This window comes from Psychrobacillus sp., assembly GCF_032154225.1.
Taxonomy (GTDB): domain Bacteria; phylum Bacillota; class Bacilli; order Bacillales_A; family Planococcaceae; genus Psychrobacillus.
The window spans coordinates 289,372-305,098 of the sequence record NZ_JALDYF010000003.1 but is presented as its reverse complement, the minus strand read 5'-3'; the positions used below and the strand labels follow the sequence as shown (position 1 = coordinate 305,098).

Below are 15,727 nucleotides of genomic sequence, written 5' to 3'. Positions count from 1 at the left end.
TTTCACCTCAGAATAGGAAATATCGTTGGCCCATTGGTACCGTATCAACCGGATCACATGTCAACAATTCTCCATTTATTTTTACTTCATATGTTTGTGGGTCTACAGTAATATTAGGTGTTTCTCCATTCAGCTTCATATCTTTCTTTGTTAAATTGCGAATTCCACCGACCGGTAAAATTATTTTTTGAAGGCCAAGTTTTTCATGGACCCCATCATCATAGGCTGCTTGAGAAATGAAGGTAGCTGAACTTTTAGCTAAAGCTTTTCCGAACTGTGCGTACATTGGACGATAAATATAAGGTTGTGGAGTTGGGATAGAAGCATTCGCATCTCCCATTAAACCAGTTACTGCAAGTCCATTTTTAAGCACTAATTCTGGCTTCACACCAAAAAACTTTGGATTCCATAGAACTAAATCCGCCATTTTGCCAACTTCAATAGAGCCTACATGCTTTGAAATTCCATGTGTAATTGCTGGATTAATTGTATATTTTGCGATATAGCGCTTCACTCGATTATTATCGGCATGTTCGCTATCTCCGGAAAGGGTGCCTCGTTGTTTCTTCATTTTGTCTGCTACTTGCCAAGTGCGTAGAACAACTTCTCCTACACGACCCATTGCTTGGGAATCCGAGCTTACCATGCTAAATACACCCATGTCGTGAAGAATATCTTCTGCAGCAATTGTTTCTTTTCGAATTCTAGAATCCGCGAAAGCGATGTCTTCTGGAACAGAAGGATTTAAATGATGGCAAACCATGACCATATCAAGATGTTCGTCGATAGTATTTATTGTATAGGGGAGGGTAGGGTTCGTTGATGATGGCAGAATGTTAAGGTAACCTGCCGATTTGATTAGATCAGGTGCGTGGCCACCGCCTGCGCCTTCAGTATGGTACATGTGAAGTACTCGATCTTTTACTGCAGCCATTGTATTTTCCATAAAGCCGCTTTCATTTAATGTATCTGCATGCAAGGCAACTTGAATGTCGTATTCATCCGCTACTTGTAGAGCATAGTCAAGACATGAACCGGTAGCTCCCCAGTCTTCATGAACTTTTAATCCGATAACTCCAGCTTTCACTTGCTCGACCAATGGTTCAATGGAGGCAGCATGCCCTTTACCTGTAAAACCAATATTAATAGGGAGACCTTCAGCTGCTTCAAGCATTCGGTGTATATTCCATTCGCCTGGTGTAACTGTAGTAGCTTTAGATCCTGCTGCAGGGCCAGTACCACCACCGATTAATGTTGTTGTACCAGAAGTTAGTGCCACTTGTACTTGTTCAGGATTAATAAAATGAACATGTGTATCGATGGCTCCAGCTGTAACAATTAACCCTTCTCCAGCAATGATTTCAGTGGAAGTACCAATAATAATATCGACATTATCCATAATGAGTGGGTTACCACTTTTACCAATTCCAAAAATCTTACCGTCTCTAATAGCTAGATCAGCTTTGCAAATTCCTGTGTAATCCAAAATAATGACGTTCGTAATAACAGTATCTGCTACGCCGTCTTTACGTGTTGCAAGAGGGTGTTGACCCATGCCGTCTCGGATGACTTTTCCTCCGCCAAAGACAACTTCTTCTCCATAGGTCGTGTGGTCTTTTTCAATTTGAATAAACAAATCTGTATCAGCAAGCCGAATAGAATCACCTGTAGTTGGGCCGTACATTTCAGCATATTGCTTTCGGGACATTTTAAAGCTCATAATGAACCCTCGCTTTCTAGTTTTCCGTCTACTTTATTATTGAACCCATAAATCCGGCGTTCTCCTGCGAAATTAATAAGCTGTATTTCTTTTTCATCTCCGGGTTCAAAACGAACGGCTGCTCCAGCAGGAACATTTAATCGCTTTCCGTAAGCTTCCTTTCGATTGAAGTGGAGTGCTTCATTTACTTCATAAAAATGAAAATGTGATCCTACTTGAATAGGACGGTCACCTGTATTTGTAACAGAAACAATAAATACTTCACTACCTTCATTACAAATAATCTCTTCTTCTTTTAAAACATATTCACCTGGTAACATTGCAATCCCTCCTAGTTATCGTATCGGGCTGTGAACAGTCACCAATTTGGTTCCATCTGGAAACGTAGCTTCAACTTGAATATCATTAATCATTTCAGGAATACCATCCATGACATCTTCTCGTGACAAAATCGAAGCTCCGTACTCCATCAGTTCGGCAACAGTTTTTCCGTCCCTTGCTCCTTCTATTACTTCATAAGTAATGAGGGCGACAGATTCAGGGTGATTTAGTTTTAATCCTCTGTCTTTTCGGCGCCTTGCAAGATCTGCTGCGACCACTATCATAAGTTTGTCAATTTCTCGCGGCAATAAATGCATAGTTAAATCCTCCTATAAAAATTACGAACAATAAAACAACTCAATCCTGAGAGAAAGGAGGGTATTTTTTGAAAAATATATAATTTATCACAAAGCCCGATATTTAAACCTTTCTAAAGCATTTTAACATAAAAAAAATTCAAGATGAAGTTTAACGCATTGCATTTTGAACTTAAAAAAAGTAATAGCTTGAATGAGAAGGAATAAGATTTTTAAAACTAAAATTATGAGATAATACCTAGATTGTGTTGGTAGAAATATGGTATTTTTGGGTTGTGTAGATGCACATTAACCTGTCAGAGCAATCCTTTAATATCCACAATAATTTCTCATATAATAACAAAATTACATCGAAGAGTTTTTTGGATTCTTCTTTTATTTTGTTATCCCCAACATTATCCCCAAAAAGAATAACTTCTCGTCCTAAAGATAAAATAAGAATATTTTTATCAACAGGATCTGCTTAATTGGCACCATTTTTTAAAATAGCCCACATCTTATTCACAATTTTTCATAATAGCGAAAAAAAGAAAATAATAACTAACTTTATTCAAATTATAAAATTGTTCTCCATAAGTTATTAACAAATTCTCGTAATTCATAAAATATAAGTTCATTCTAGTATTAAATAGCAAATTATTTTTTGGTACATCGATTTAAAAGTTGGATATTTGGTGTGAATTTGTATGCTTGAACACTGTTGTATATGATTAGTTTAAGGATCCGTTTTGCATAGAAGAGGAGAAATCAAGAGCCATATATCACCGAAGAATTGTACAAGCGTAAAAAAGGATATTTTGATATGAGGGGTTATAAAGTTGGAGATACGAACCCCCAGTACAATACATACAATCCTCATGTACCTATATCATAGCAAAGCGGTGTTTGATACATTTTATATCGCATTGAAAAAACGACAGTTACTTGTTTTTTCTGGAATGATGAAAGATTATGCCAAAAAGTATGAGAATGGCGAATTGGATCGATTCAAAAAACAAGATGAAGCCGTCTATACGCATTTGCTAAAAGCTTTGTGGAAAGGTTCCAAGTATGAAAATAGATTACAAGAATTAACCCTATTGGAGTTTGAAGAATTTAATAAGCGAGCTTTGTACATCGAGGAAGATGACGAAGTGGAATGAGGGTAGCTTTTGCTACTCTTTTTTTTATCTCCTGTGAAAGCAGAATAAGTGAGAGGTAAGGACCACATCAAACATTCCAACAAAAGTAAGAAAGTCCGAGTATACTGCATATTGAAAAGTCTTGTTGTTGGAAGGATTGAAAGGAATAAATGAATATATATATTGGTCATTATAACCAATTTTTCTTTGATATTCCCAAAAAGGATGTTACTATTAAGAAGAACTAAAATAAACTAAAGGTGGAATATTAATTGAAAAAAGTAACTACTATCATTACTTTTGCATTGCTGTTATTTGTTATTAGTGGTTTAGGAAGTAACGTTCAAGCTCAAGCAAGTGAAAAATCAAGTGGGGATGAGATTGTAAAAAAGGCTAATGATTTGGCTGAAAAATATGGATTTAAGGCTGTTTCTGATGAAAATATTTCAACAGAAGCTACATTGAATTTTGATTCTATCGAGGAATTTGAAGTATTTTTAAAAACAGAGCAAGAGAAGAATAATATTAGTGAGGAATTGAATGAAGTAGCCCAACTTTCCCAAAAGGTTATGAGTTTAGCGAATACTACAAAGACGTATACATATAAAGAGTATACTGGTGTTTCTGTCATCACTTCTTATGCACAAGTTACAAGAAATAGTAAGGGGATTGTTACAAATGTAAATGTTTGGAGTGACCAATCAGGTATAAATGTTCCGATCAAATATCTTGAAACTACTACATTTTATACATTGAATTCTAGTAAGACAGGTGGTACTGCAACTATCAAAGGCACTAAATTTTATGGCGTAAACGTTGTCGGACAAGAAGTAGGGTATTCTAATCCTGTAACTTACACGGTGTCATTCTAAAAAAGTAGGGACTGATTGTATTTTGTTTAGTGTTAATTGGCCGGATGTAGTATTCACGATTTTGTTCATAGTGTTTGCGGTGATGGTTGTAATTTTTATTAGAAAGATTGTGAAGGCACGACGAGATATTAAAAGAATGAAACAATGAATTAAATGATTAAAGAAGAGTAGCGCTTAGCTACTCTTTTTTATTTGTGCATCTTTTTGAAGATAACATTTTGCTATTCTCTGTTTCTTTGGAGATCCACGACCCTCTTGCATGTTTCTCACGCCTCGTCGTGAGAAACATGCAAGAGGGTCGTTCGGGTGCAGCGAGGTTGTCAATCTAAATTTGCTTCTTATCTCAACCGCTAAGTAAGTGCATTTGACCCAAATTAAACATCGAATTGCTATAATGAGTGTTATGTAAATATGGAAATGACAGTTACGCAAGCACGGATTTATAGCTATTGCTTGATACTCAATCTTTAAAAATAAGCATTTTCCATTTATAAATTAGTTGACAAGGAGAATTGATTCTATGGATTTTGGAACACAAATTAAAAAGATAAGAACTAACGATAAGTTAACTCAAGAACAGTTTACTCAAAAAATAAATGTATCAAGACAAACTGTTTCTAGTTGGGAAAACAATCGAAATTTACCTGATTTGCAAATGGTGGTCCAAATCGCTCAAACATTTAATCTTTCTCTTGATCATCTTATGAACAAAAAGAGTCTTATCTTACTTACACTGCTATTAACAGGTTGTTCGAATATTGAAGGGTATATTGTTGATAAAGAAGAAGGTCGGATACTCGTGGTAAGTCCAGAAGCAACTACTTATGGTGATTCAAATAACTTGATTGACCATTATCCTGCTGTTTGGATATCTACCAATGATAAAAAATATGAACTGGGACAAAAAGTAGAGGCATATTACGAAAATATTGAAGAGTCTTATCCCGGTCAAGCAAAGGGTGAGCGGATTACAAGTTCAAAGTCTACTAAACCTCGGAAAGCGGACTTATCCGAAAAAGATGTTATACAAGTATTGTTAAATAATCATGAAGATTTATTAATACCGGTCATAAAAGAAATAACCTATCATTCTGATGGAGACTATTGGGATATAACTGTTGTAAGTGATAGTGAGGAATTATATTTTCAAATAGAGGACAATTGATGTTTAGATAAAGGAAGTTGAAAAAAATTTAATAAAAGGTCCTTTGTGTATATATCTGCACAAAGGACTTTTCTTTTTATTTCTGTAAATCGATAACAATAGGTTCCATATCTTTCGTTTCTACCCCTTTGCCTAAACCAAGTGAAGAGTAGATGGTAGGCACAAATGTAAGTGATGTCGCATTTGGATCTATAGTTCGAATGGAGCCGCTCGATATCCAGGATCGCCCATTATCACTGGTAGTGCTGGTATTTCCACTGTATAGATACGTGTTTCCGAGATTATCTTGAATGGTATCGAACTGAGCTGTGACGGAATCCCAGCTCTTCAAAGTGTCTGCATCTATAAATTGCTCATAGTGAATGACGGTAGACATGTCGTTTGTTTCGAATGTTTTGATGACTACTGTTACGCCATGTTGTTCAATTGACTCATTGATGAGTTGGAAATTGCTTTCTAGTTTTGTTAGTTTGAACTCAAATTGCCAATCTCCTTTAAACTCTGTATTCGTTTCCGTGTTGGTAAATGAGTATGGCTCCCAAGAAAGGATTACTTCATTTGGGGGAGTATTTGCGAATTTTGGTGTTATCTTGGCAAGTCCAACATATGTCGTGTTGCTTACTTTTCTAAAAGGTTTACCTGTTGCTGACCATCCTGTTGACTTCTCAATATCAAAAAAGTTCTCTTCACGGGGGCGATCTCCTAACTCTTGGTCTGTTTCAACTGCATAAGACACGGTAATTGCTGTACCATCATAAATGGCGTTGTCAATCATGACGGAAATGCCATTATCTGTTTGAACTTGACCAATGGCTGTCGCATACTTCTCAAAATCAACGTCCATATCATCTTGGAAATAGGAAAAGACATTTTGCATAAACGGAATTTGTGAAGCAACAGTTGGGAAAGTAAAACCAATTACTGTAACTGCACTAATGCAGAAAATAGCTGCGGCAGATAGATGACGCAATCGCATAAAAGGTTTCTTTTTATGACTTACAAGTATATTTTTTTTAATGTCAATCTTCTTAGACTTGGGCAGTTGTATAGGTTCCAAATTTTCTACATCTAAATTTAACCAGTCTTTATAGCTCTTCGTCATATGAATCGCTCCTTTAGTTGAATCGTAGTGGCCAACTTTTTCTTCCCGCGGTATAGTCGATTTTCAACGGCTGCTTTTGATAAATTAAGTGCTTCTGCAATTTCAATAGCGGATAGCTGCAAATAGTATTTCATCATAAAAATATCGCGGTCGATGCTTTCCAACTTGCTAATAGCGAATAATAAGTCTTTCTTTTCCTCGTTTTTCACAAGTTGCTCTTGTAAGTCTTCGAATGTTGACTTTTGTTCCAGTAAATCATCACTCAGTTCACGTGCTTGTTGCTTTTCGAGTTTCCGAAAGATATCAATGGCTTTATATTTCGTCATCATACCTATCCATTTTTTAAAGTCTTCTGGTTCCCCTTTAAATTGACTTGCATTTTGCCATACAGCTAAAAAAACATCATTCACGCAGTCATCAATAGAATCGGGATTAATTGCAGAGAGAACTTTATAAGCAATAGCATTTACGAAAGCAGAGTAGTGATCAATCACATATTCAAGTGCATCATCTTTTTGTTTTTGCAAACGTATAACGAAATTTTTAGAAGTACTTCGCATTATTTCCACTCCTTTATTTATTCGAAAAAGCTTTTTCACTAACTATATCGAAGCTCGCGACTTAAAACTCTCACTTTTTTTCTAGGGCTACATAATTACTGAATGAAGTGAAATTCCCACTACCGATTTCCATATATAGCAAGAAGGTGTACCAAGTGAAAGATCACTGATGGCACACCTTTTTTCGTAATGCTATGATCTTTTTTGTATACCAATACATAAACGCAAATTATACTAAAAAATTATTCCAACAAATCCCTTTACAAACTTCTAATCAACAGTGTACCATCTAACTAATACACTGATACAAAAGGAGATACAATAATGAAACAGTGGAATGGGTTATTGAAAAAAGAGTGGTTGTCGATGAGGGGCTTGCTACTTGCTAGTGCATTGCTTGGAATTATTGCAATGTCATTTCTTCCTCTACTACTATCCAAATCTTTTGGATCCGAAGAACGTATTTTTGAATTTACAATTGTTATCTGTTTTATATGGGCGAGCGCAACTGTAGTTGTGCCAGGGGTTGCTTTATTTACAATGCTGGAGAAGGATATGAAGCGTCCAGATGTATGGTTACATTCCGATGCTTCCATTTTTAAACTGGTTGGATTGAAAGTGTTTCTTGCAACGCTAATTGGTGCTGTTGGATTACTAATCCCCACAATGGTTCTTGCAGTTCAATACGCATTGCTAGCGCCATCTATTATGACGATCGATGCATTGTTATTTTACGGCAGTATTTTCGTCGTCGTATCATTTGGAGGTTCGATTTCAATCATGGCTATCGGATACTTTTTCTGGGTCATATATCGATTGTTGAAGCCTTATCTTATAGGGTTCTCAATTCCTATCACTATACTTTTGTTTTGCTTTTCATTGTTGGTGGTCGAAAGAATTGGAAGGACGGAGATATACAGCAAGATGGTCAATGTCGGTCGAATTGATTTACTGCCACTAAAAAAAGATATATTTGATGACGGGAACGGCTATTTTACGCTGACCGAGACGACTTTTTATATGGGGGAAGTTGTATTTGGTATATTTTTCATAACGATAATGTTCGTTGTGGCAACTGTTCTTTTTGAGAAGAAAGTGAGGTTGTAAATCGTATGAAAAGATGGGAAGGGTTATTTCGAAAAGAGTGGGCACTGATGAAGTGGGGAATTGTCATCCTTGTTTTTATCATTGTTGCAATTGTAGTGCTAGATGTGAGCCACCTAATTTACAGAGTACCTGAAGAGTTTGCTACTTCTATCCAGCTTACTATCGGCATGTTGTTTACGATCCACTGGATTTATGCACTGGTAATGTTTTTTGATAGTCTTGGTAAAGACATGAAGCGGTCGGACATTTGGCTTCATTCCCCAGCACCGATGTGGCAGCTTGCTGGAGTGAAAGGTGTATTTGTTGTCTTTGTCATTAGTTGCTCGCTTTTATTATGTGGAATAGTTATAGGTGGCTTCTATTATGTTGGAGGTGGAACAATTTCTGTTGTAGATATTATTGTTCAGTTCCTTCGTGTAGGTTTAGCCATTTTGTTGAACTCTATTTATATAATGGCACTCGGTTATTTTTTCTGGTCAATTTATCAAGTGTTTCGTTCACGCATTGGTTGGCTAGCTGCTGTAGTTATTGTGATTGTCTTAGTCAATGTTTGGCTGTATGCATGGTGGTTTGTCTGGTTTAGCGAGGGATTTCAAAAGGTAAAGGAGATGGGACCTTTTTATGGGTCGCATGCGATGATGGATCTTTTAATGCATAGCAATTATATTGTCCCTGGGGGAACGATTTTAACAATTGGCAGTATATGTCTTTACGGTGTCATGACTGCAATATACTTTATTGCTGGATCAATATTATTTGAAAAGAAAGTGAGGTTCTAACGATGGGCATAGATTTTCTTCCAGACAAACCAATTTACCAGCAGCTCATCGACCGGATTACGGGTGAAATTATTCGAGGAACGTTGAAGCCAGGGGAGAAATTACCGTCCGTTCGTGATTATGCGATTGAAGCCGGTGTCAATGCCAATACGATGCAGCGTGTCTATAAGGAGCTGGAGCAGATGGAGATTACTGAAACAAAGAGGGGGCAAGGATCTTTTGTAACGGAAGATAAAGGAAAGATTGCTGTGCTTCGAGATGAAATGAAAGAACAGTTGGTATCGTCGTTCATTCAAAGTGTGGAGGCACTTGGTTTTACGACTTCTGAAATCGTGCAACACTTACAGGAGCGGGGTGGGAAATGTGATTGAGTTGAACAATGTGTCGAAGAAATATGGTGGGAAGAGCGCGCTGGAGGATATCACGCTGTCGTTGCCGCATGGGAAAATAATTGGCCTTGTAGGGGAGAATGGCAGTGGGAAGACGACGCTGTTGAAAATGATAGCGGGATTGTTGACGCCAAACTCAGGGAGTGCAACGTTTAGTGGGAATCCAATAACGCGAAAAATGGCTACGAATATTGCTTATATGCCGGATGCTGATCTGTTCTATCCTTATTTTACTGTAGGTCAGTTATTTGAGTTTTATGAGTCACAGTTCGCTGATTTTAATCCAGCAAAAGCAAAGGAAATTGCACAGTTTTTGAATGTGTCACTTGATTCGAAAATAAAGCATTTATCGAAAGGTAACCGGGGACGAGTAAAAATTGCCGTGACGCTTGGCCGCGAAGCAGCTTATTACTTGTTAGATGAACCGTTCTCAGGGCTCGATCCGATGGTGCGGTCTGATATTACAAAAGGGCTTATCCGTTTTACGGATCCAGAGCGGCAAACCGTTATACTGTCAACGCATGAAATAAAAGAAGTGGAACCATTGCTCGACGAAATCGTAGTACTTAAAGGGAGCCGGATAATCGCACATGAGGCGGTGGATGAAATCCGAGATTTACATGGGAAAGATGCCACCACGTGGATGGTGTCATTGTTTAGGGAGGAATGTTGACGTGGAACCGACTCATAGCGGGGGAATGTAAGATGCAAAGTATTAATTTAATAATAAGTGCCATTTTGCAGATTCTATTGTTTTCAATTATCCCTTTTATTTGGTGGTTTTTTAGCGGTAGAAAGAAATCAAGTTTTTTAAATTGGATAGGAATTAAAATTCCGGTTGTTCAAGATAAGAAAAAATTTATAATTACTTTCATGTTGTCTTTAGTCCTGTTATTTGTTGTCTCATTTTTGGTCGTTCCCTTATTTGTGGATAGTTCTGATCTGGCAACCTCACAATTTGAAGGAGCAGGTATTGCTGTTATCATTCCTGTGTTAATTTACGCTTTTGTACAAACAGGATTTTCAGAGGAACTATTCTTTAGGGGATTTCTAACAAAGAGGCTTGTAGGGAAATTTGGATTCAACATGGGTAATGCTATTCAAGGTTTATTATTTGGATTGGTACATGGCGTAATGTTTGTATCGTTAGCTGGTTTACTTGGAACACTAGTCATTATTTTAATGACTGGCATTGCAGGGTGGTTAATGGGGTGGATTAACGAAAAACAATCAGGTGGTTCCATCCTTTCAAGTTGGTTGCTTCATGGTTGTGCTAATGCCTTAGCATCTATTTTTTCGATGTTTACTATTTTTTAAGTCTTTGTATGGGAAAGATGCCACCACGTGGATGGTGTCATTGTTTAGGGAGGAATGTTGACGTGGAAATGAAACCAGTAGTAGAATTGAAAAGTTTATCGAAAACGATTGGTAAGAAAAAGATTATTCATAACTTGAATTTGGCGTTGTATCCGGGGCAAATTACAGGATTTCTTGGACCAAACGGGGCGGGGAAAACGACGACGATTCGGATGATGGCGGGTCTGATGAAGCCATCTGGTGGAGATGTTGTCATTGATGGAGTTTCACTGGCAGACGATTTTGAAGGAGGACTTTCGAAAGTTGGCGTTATTGTTGAAAATCCAGAAATGTATAAGTTTATGTCTGGTTATAAAAATCTCGTGCACTTTGCTCGCATGCATGATGGCGTAACGAAAGCTCGTATTGATGAGGTTATCGATCAAGTAGGCATGCAAAATCGGATTCATGAGAAAGTATCGACGTATTCACTTGGTATGCGACAACGTTTAGGACTTGCGCAAGCGCTTTTACATCGACCGAAGTTTTTGATCCTCGATGAACCTACGAATGGCCTTGATCCAGCGGGAATTCGTGAGTTTCGAACTTATCTTAGAAGCATTGCAGAGAAAGAAGGCGTTTCGGTATTCGTATCGAGCCATATGTTGTCGGAAATTGAATTAATGTGCGATCGGATTGCAGTTATTCAGAACGGAAAATTAATTGATATTCGAGAAATGTCAGAAACGCAGGATTCTTTTTATTATATCGAAGCTGCTCCGATGGATAGAATGGAAAGTATATTGAAAGCAGAAGGATTCACGTTTGAAGCATACGAAGAAGGTTTTATTATCAAAGCGGAAAAAACGCAAATTCCAGGACTTGTTCAGCAGATGACGGCACAAGAAATGCAATTGTTCGCTATCCAGCCGCATCGCAAAACACTTGAAGATCAATTTTTAGAAATGACAGGAGGTGGCCAAATTGCTGAAGCTCATGCAAAATGAATGGATGAAGTTATGGAGTAAAAAAGGTACGTGGGTTATGGTAGGCCTACTTGTAGTTATGATTGTCGGAATGTTCGGGTTAAATAAGTGGATAGAAACGACGAATAATTTTGAAAAACCAGATTGGAAAACATCTGTGCAAGCAGAACTGACGGATACAAAGGAGGAGCTTAAAGCACCAACACTTGCTGACACTGCACGCGAACGGCTCGAAGGTACGGTAAAAGTACTCGAATATCGACTTGCGAATTCAATAGAGCCATTGGATAACAACAGCCGTGAAAAAATGATTATGGATTCTTCAGGTGTTGGCTCTATTGTTGTGTTGCTGGTAGTCATTGTTGCAGCAGGGATTGTGGCGTCTGAGTTTTCTCAAGGGACGATTAAAATGTTGCTGTCCCGTCCGGTGAAAAGATGGAAGATCCTTACGTCGAAATATATGACGGTTATTTTGTTTGGCATCGTTCTTATGCTTGTTGGTTTTGGTGTTTCCGTTATTTCTGCCTTTGTCATCTTTCCATCTGGAGGTGGTCAAGAACTTGCGTGGAATGGTAAAGAGGTAGTAGAGGTATCCGTTTGGGGAAGAGGGCTTTATATGCTGCTCTTGTCGTTTGCAAATGTCTTTGTGACAGGAACATTCGCTTTTATGATTGGGAGTGTTTTCCGTTCTAGCTCACTGGCGATTGGTCTTTCTTTATTCAGCTACTTCACGGGTAGTACCGTTGTCATGTTACTTTCGAAATATGAAGTGGTGAAGTATATTGTCTTTACCCATATGGATTTGACGATATATGAATCCAATTTCAGAATTGTGGAAGGTATCACGATGGGCTTCTCAATTGCTGTTCTTTCCGTTTATCTTCTTGTGTTCCTTGTGATTAGTTATGTAACGTTTACGAAGCGTGATATAACGGCATAAAATGTAAAGAGTCCTCCAGTATAGGAGGACTTTTTGTGTGTAAGGAATGTCGCCATTGGAAGTCTCAGATCTTCTGGAAATCCCATTATTGGTAGTTGAAGACTATCTTTCGAAGTAATTAAAGAAGTTGAATTGTTTGGTTTGCTTCAATCAAGAGAGGATAAAGTATAAAAACTTAAAATAAAAAAGTCCAAGGAAACAGCTTCAAAAAAAGCTTAATCCCTTGGACTTTCTTAATAAAAAGATGTCGCTAAAAAGAACTTAAAAAGCCCAGTCGCCATTACGGAAGATTGGAACAATCGTGCCATCTTGTTTGATACCATCAATATCCATCTTATTAGAACCAATCATGAAGTCTACGTGAACGATAGAAGTGTTCATGCCGTTTTTCAATAATTCTTCTTGGCTCATTTTTGTACCGCCTTGAATCGTAGTTGGGTAAGCCGATCCAATTGCTAAATGATTTGATGCATTTTCATCAAATAAAGTGTTAAAGAAAGTAACGCCTGATTGAGAAATTGGAGATGGATCTGGAACTAGTGCTACTTCGCCTAAGCCAGTTGCACCTTCGTTGTCATGAACTAATTTTTTAATTGTTTCATCGCCTTTTTCAGCAGAAATGTCTACGATTTTACCGTCTTTAAAGTGCACTTCAATGCCTTCAATTAGTGTACCTGCGTAGCTAAGTGGTTTTGTACTTCTTACGACACCATCCATACGATGTGTATCAGGAGCAGTGAAAACCTCTTCTGTTGGCATGTTAGCGATAAATTCATCACCTTTTGGACTATAACTTTCTGCACAAGCCCAAATATGATTTTTTGGTAAGCCTAAAGTTAAATCCGTACCTGGTGCAGTGTAGTGTAAAGCATCAAACTGAAGTTCATTTAATTTTGCAGCTTTTTCATTTAACGTTTTTTTATGCTCATCCCAAGCAGCTACTGGGTCTTCTGAATAGACACGGCATGTTTTGAAGATTTGATCCCATAACGCATCAACTTGTTCTTCAGAAGTAGCTAGGTCAGGGAATACTTGTGCAGCCCAACCAGCACCAGCTGCTGCAGCAACAGTCCATTTCAAGTCGTCGTTTTGAGTTGCTATGCGTTGTGCTTTGAATGCTTTTCCTGCCACATTTTGATAAGCGGCAATCTTTGTAGGGTCTACTTCATTTAGTAAGCCTGGATCACTTGAGATAATAGAAAGACGGCTTACATGATGATTTAATACATGATCTTCCGATTCTTGAATTTCATAATCTGGAATGTCTGTTAATACTTCAAGAGGTTGGTATAGATAATTTAGTTTGCTAATTTCATCATCAGCCCATTTAATAATCACTTTCTCAGCACCTAAATCATATGCCTCTTTTGTGATTAAACGTGCTAATGGTGCTTGGTCAACAGTGATCGTCATTTTTACCCAATCGCCAGGTTGAACATTGATTCCTTTTGCGACTAAAAGTTTTGCATATTTCTGTAAATTACTTTCAAAATTAGCTAACATTATTTTCTCCCCCATACTTTGTTGTCATTCATAATTTTAGCACATGTGAACTGAAACTTTGCTATATAAATGCTCGATATAGGCTATTATTGTTGCGATAAGTATATTCGTTCGCTATGATAAAAACTTAAACTTAATGAAAACAGGAGTGATATGAATGTATCGTAAAGTAGAGGATTTTATAGAAGATTGGTCAAATTCGGCAGCGGGTACATTAAATGTATTCAAAGCGATGACAAACGATAAATTAGATCAAGCAATTGTAGAAGGACATAACACACTTGGTTGGTTAGCTTGGCATTTAGTAGGTTCTGCTGGAGCATTTGGTCATTTTGCAGGTTTACAAATTCCTGGGCCAGGTAAAGATGAAGCTGCGCCAACGGAAGTATCTGAATTTGTAGCAGCGTACGAAAAAGCTGTTGATGCATATAAAACTGAAGCAACTAAACTGACAGACGAAATGTTAATGGAAGAAATTAATGGATTTACAGGACCAACAGCGCGCGGTAAATTTTTACGTGCTTTAATTGATCACCAAGCGCATCACCGCGGTCAAATGACAGTGTTGTTACGCCAGGCGGGACTAACTGTACCTGGTGTTATGGGGCCAACAAAAGAAATGCAATAATAAGAACGCCACCTGATGATTGAATCATTAGGTGGCGTTTTTGTGTTAAAGGAAATTTTTTAGTACTCAAAATAATTACGTAGTAAGTAAGAAACCCATTTACAATGTGGGTGATTTTGAATATTTCCTAGTAATCCTTTTACGATAGCTGGATTTAGAGTTGGTTCGAGTAGTTGTTGTTTTAGCAAAACTAACGACTCTTTTTCAATAGACTCTTCCATTTCAACAATTTTTTGTTCGATGATTTCAAGGATTTTCTCTTTCGTTACTTCTCCGTGTATCGGCAAGTTCATCGACTCGATAAGTTCTTGTGAAATGAATGTAATCGTAGTATATTTCGCGAGTAAGTTTGTTTTTTCGACAAGCGATTTAGCTAATAAATTCAAGTCCACTGGCGTGCTATAGAATAAAAGCAACTTCGAGTAATTTCCTATAAATCCTTTAATACAATAAACTAGATCATATTTTGTATAAGTAACTTCTTCTCCATATAAACGTTCTATCATAGTCAAAATAATTTTATCTAATAAACGGTCGTACTCATGCATTTTTACAATAAATGATTCATTGAAAGTTTGTGTTTGCTCTTTTAGAAGAACTTTAGCGAAATCCGAATGCTCATAGAAGGAATTAAATATTGCATAATAAAATGTGAACAAAAGCTCCTCGTTTTCCGCCTCTGTGACTTGGTGGTCAATATCTGAAATGAACTTTGTCATAAAGTATTCGATTAATGCTAAAATTAGTTCTTCTTTTGATTTGAATGATAAGTAAAAAGCTCCCTTAGAAATGCTGCAATGCTCTGTTATTTGTTGAATAGAGGTAGCTTCAAATCCTTGTTTTGCAAAAAGTTCTAGTGCTTTTTCCATAATTAATTGTTTTTTAATCATATTTAATCGCTCCTACGTATTTGTTGACAAC

18 protein-coding genes are annotated in these 15,727 nt (G+C 37.3%); 11 read left to right on the top strand and 7 right to left on the bottom strand.

The window, feature by feature from the left end:
- Window positions 1-7: 7 nt before the first annotated feature.
- Genes ureC through RUH95_RS07235 form a run of 3 tightly spaced genes read right to left on the bottom strand, consistent with a single transcriptional unit; the run spans window position 8 to window position 2,358 of the window.
- Window positions 8-1,720, bottom strand: coding sequence for an urease subunit alpha (gene ureC / locus RUH95_RS07245; protein ID WP_313892169.1), 1,713 nt, complete (start codon window positions 1,718-1,720; stop codon window positions 8-10).
- Window positions 1,717-2,040, bottom strand: a complete 324-nt coding sequence (locus RUH95_RS07240; RefSeq protein ID WP_313892168.1) for an urease subunit beta — start codon at window positions 2,038-2,040, stop codon at window positions 1,717-1,719. The genes ureC and RUH95_RS07240 overlap by 4 nt, the downstream gene beginning before the upstream one ends.
- Window positions 2,041-2,055: 15 nt before the next feature.
- Window positions 2,056-2,358, bottom strand: coding sequence for an urease subunit gamma (locus RUH95_RS07235; RefSeq protein ID WP_313892167.1), 303 nt, complete (start codon window positions 2,356-2,358; stop codon window positions 2,056-2,058).
- A gap of 818 nt (window positions 2,359-3,176) precedes the next feature.
- Here RUH95_RS07235 and RUH95_RS07230 point away from each other — a divergent pair.
- From RUH95_RS07230 to RUH95_RS07220, 3 genes are all read left to right on the top strand, one after another.
- Window positions 3,177-3,500, top strand: a complete 324-nt coding sequence (locus RUH95_RS07230) for a hypothetical protein (RefSeq protein WP_313892166.1) — start codon at window positions 3,177-3,179, stop codon at window positions 3,498-3,500.
- A gap of 251 nt (window positions 3,501-3,751) precedes the next feature.
- Window positions 3,752-4,351: a hypothetical protein gene (locus tag RUH95_RS07225; RefSeq protein WP_313892165.1), complete on the top strand. Its 600-nt coding sequence runs from the start codon at window positions 3,752-3,754 to the stop codon at window positions 4,349-4,351.
- A gap of 520 nt (window positions 4,352-4,871) precedes the next feature.
- The gene (locus tag RUH95_RS07220) at window positions 4,872-5,516 is read left to right on the top strand and encodes a DUF3221 domain-containing protein (protein ID WP_313892164.1); all 645 of its coding nucleotides are present in this window, start codon (window positions 4,872-4,874) and stop codon (window positions 5,514-5,516) included.
- Between the two features lie 76 nt (window positions 5,517-5,592).
- Here the strand turns inward: RUH95_RS07220 and RUH95_RS07215 are convergent, their stop codons facing one another.
- Together RUH95_RS07215 and RUH95_RS07210 are read right to left on the bottom strand one after the other, a co-directional pair.
- The gene (locus RUH95_RS07215; protein WP_313892163.1) at window positions 5,593-6,618 is read right to left on the bottom strand and encodes a DUF4179 domain-containing protein; all 1,026 of its coding nucleotides are present in this window, start codon (window positions 6,616-6,618) and stop codon (window positions 5,593-5,595) included.
- Entirely contained in the window at window positions 6,615-7,178 is a 564-nt protein-coding gene (locus tag RUH95_RS07210; protein WP_313892162.1) for a sigma-70 family RNA polymerase sigma factor, read from the bottom strand. The genes RUH95_RS07215 and RUH95_RS07210 overlap by 4 nt, the downstream gene beginning before the upstream one ends.
- A 324-nt stretch (window positions 7,179-7,502) precedes the next feature.
- On the opposite strand from RUH95_RS07210, the gene RUH95_RS07205 reads away from it, so the two are divergent.
- The 7 genes from RUH95_RS07205 (at window position 7,503) to RUH95_RS07175 (ending at window position 12,675) form a co-directional block, all read left to right on the top strand.
- On the top strand, window positions 7,503-8,285 hold the full coding sequence (locus RUH95_RS07205) for a hypothetical protein (protein ID WP_313892161.1): 783 nt from the start codon (window positions 7,503-7,505) through the stop codon (window positions 8,283-8,285).
- Between the two features lie 5 nt (window positions 8,286-8,290).
- Window positions 8,291-9,064, top strand: a complete 774-nt coding sequence (locus RUH95_RS07200) for a hypothetical protein (RefSeq protein ID WP_313892160.1) — start codon at window positions 8,291-8,293, stop codon at window positions 9,062-9,064.
- Window positions 9,065-9,066: 2 nt separating this feature from the next.
- Window positions 9,067-9,435, top strand: coding sequence for a GntR family transcriptional regulator (locus RUH95_RS07195; RefSeq protein WP_313892159.1), 369 nt, complete (start codon window positions 9,067-9,069; stop codon window positions 9,433-9,435).
- The gene (locus RUH95_RS07190) at window positions 9,428-10,126 is read left to right on the top strand and encodes an ABC transporter ATP-binding protein (protein ID WP_313892158.1); all 699 of its coding nucleotides are present in this window, start codon (window positions 9,428-9,430) and stop codon (window positions 10,124-10,126) included. Before RUH95_RS07195 ends, RUH95_RS07190 begins: the two co-directional genes overlap by 8 nt.
- A gap of 32 nt (window positions 10,127-10,158) precedes the next feature.
- Complete coding sequence (locus tag RUH95_RS07185) at window positions 10,159-10,770, top strand: CPBP family intramembrane glutamic endopeptidase (protein ID WP_313892157.1); 612 nt, start codon at window positions 10,159-10,161, stop codon at window positions 10,768-10,770.
- A gap of 68 nt (window positions 10,771-10,838) precedes the next feature.
- Window positions 10,839-11,756: an ABC transporter ATP-binding protein gene (locus tag RUH95_RS07180; protein ID WP_313892212.1), complete on the top strand. Its 918-nt coding sequence runs from the start codon at window positions 10,839-10,841 to the stop codon at window positions 11,754-11,756.
- Window positions 11,734-12,675 carry an ABC transporter permease gene (locus tag RUH95_RS07175; protein WP_313892156.1) on the top strand — a complete coding sequence of 314 codons (942 nt, stop codon included), beginning with the start codon at window positions 11,734-11,736 and terminating at the stop codon, window positions 12,673-12,675. The genes RUH95_RS07180 and RUH95_RS07175 overlap by 23 nt, the downstream gene beginning before the upstream one ends.
- Before the next feature lie 261 nt (window positions 12,676-12,936).
- Here RUH95_RS07175 and RUH95_RS07170 read toward each other — a convergent pair whose 3' ends face one another.
- Window positions 12,937-14,181, bottom strand: a complete 1,245-nt coding sequence (locus tag RUH95_RS07170) for an aminopeptidase (protein WP_313892211.1) — start codon at window positions 14,179-14,181, stop codon at window positions 12,937-12,939.
- Window positions 14,182-14,335: 154 nt separating this feature from the next.
- On the opposite strand from RUH95_RS07170, the gene RUH95_RS07165 reads away from it, so the two are divergent.
- Entirely contained in the window at window positions 14,336-14,806 is a 471-nt protein-coding gene (locus tag RUH95_RS07165) for a DinB family protein (RefSeq protein WP_313892155.1), read from the top strand.
- A 59-nt stretch (window positions 14,807-14,865) separates the two neighbouring features.
- Here the strand turns inward: RUH95_RS07165 and RUH95_RS07160 are convergent, their stop codons facing one another.
- Entirely contained in the window at window positions 14,866-15,696 is an 831-nt protein-coding gene (locus RUH95_RS07160) for a TetR/AcrR family transcriptional regulator (RefSeq protein ID WP_313892154.1), read from the bottom strand.
- Window positions 15,697-15,727: the final 31 nt, after the last annotated feature.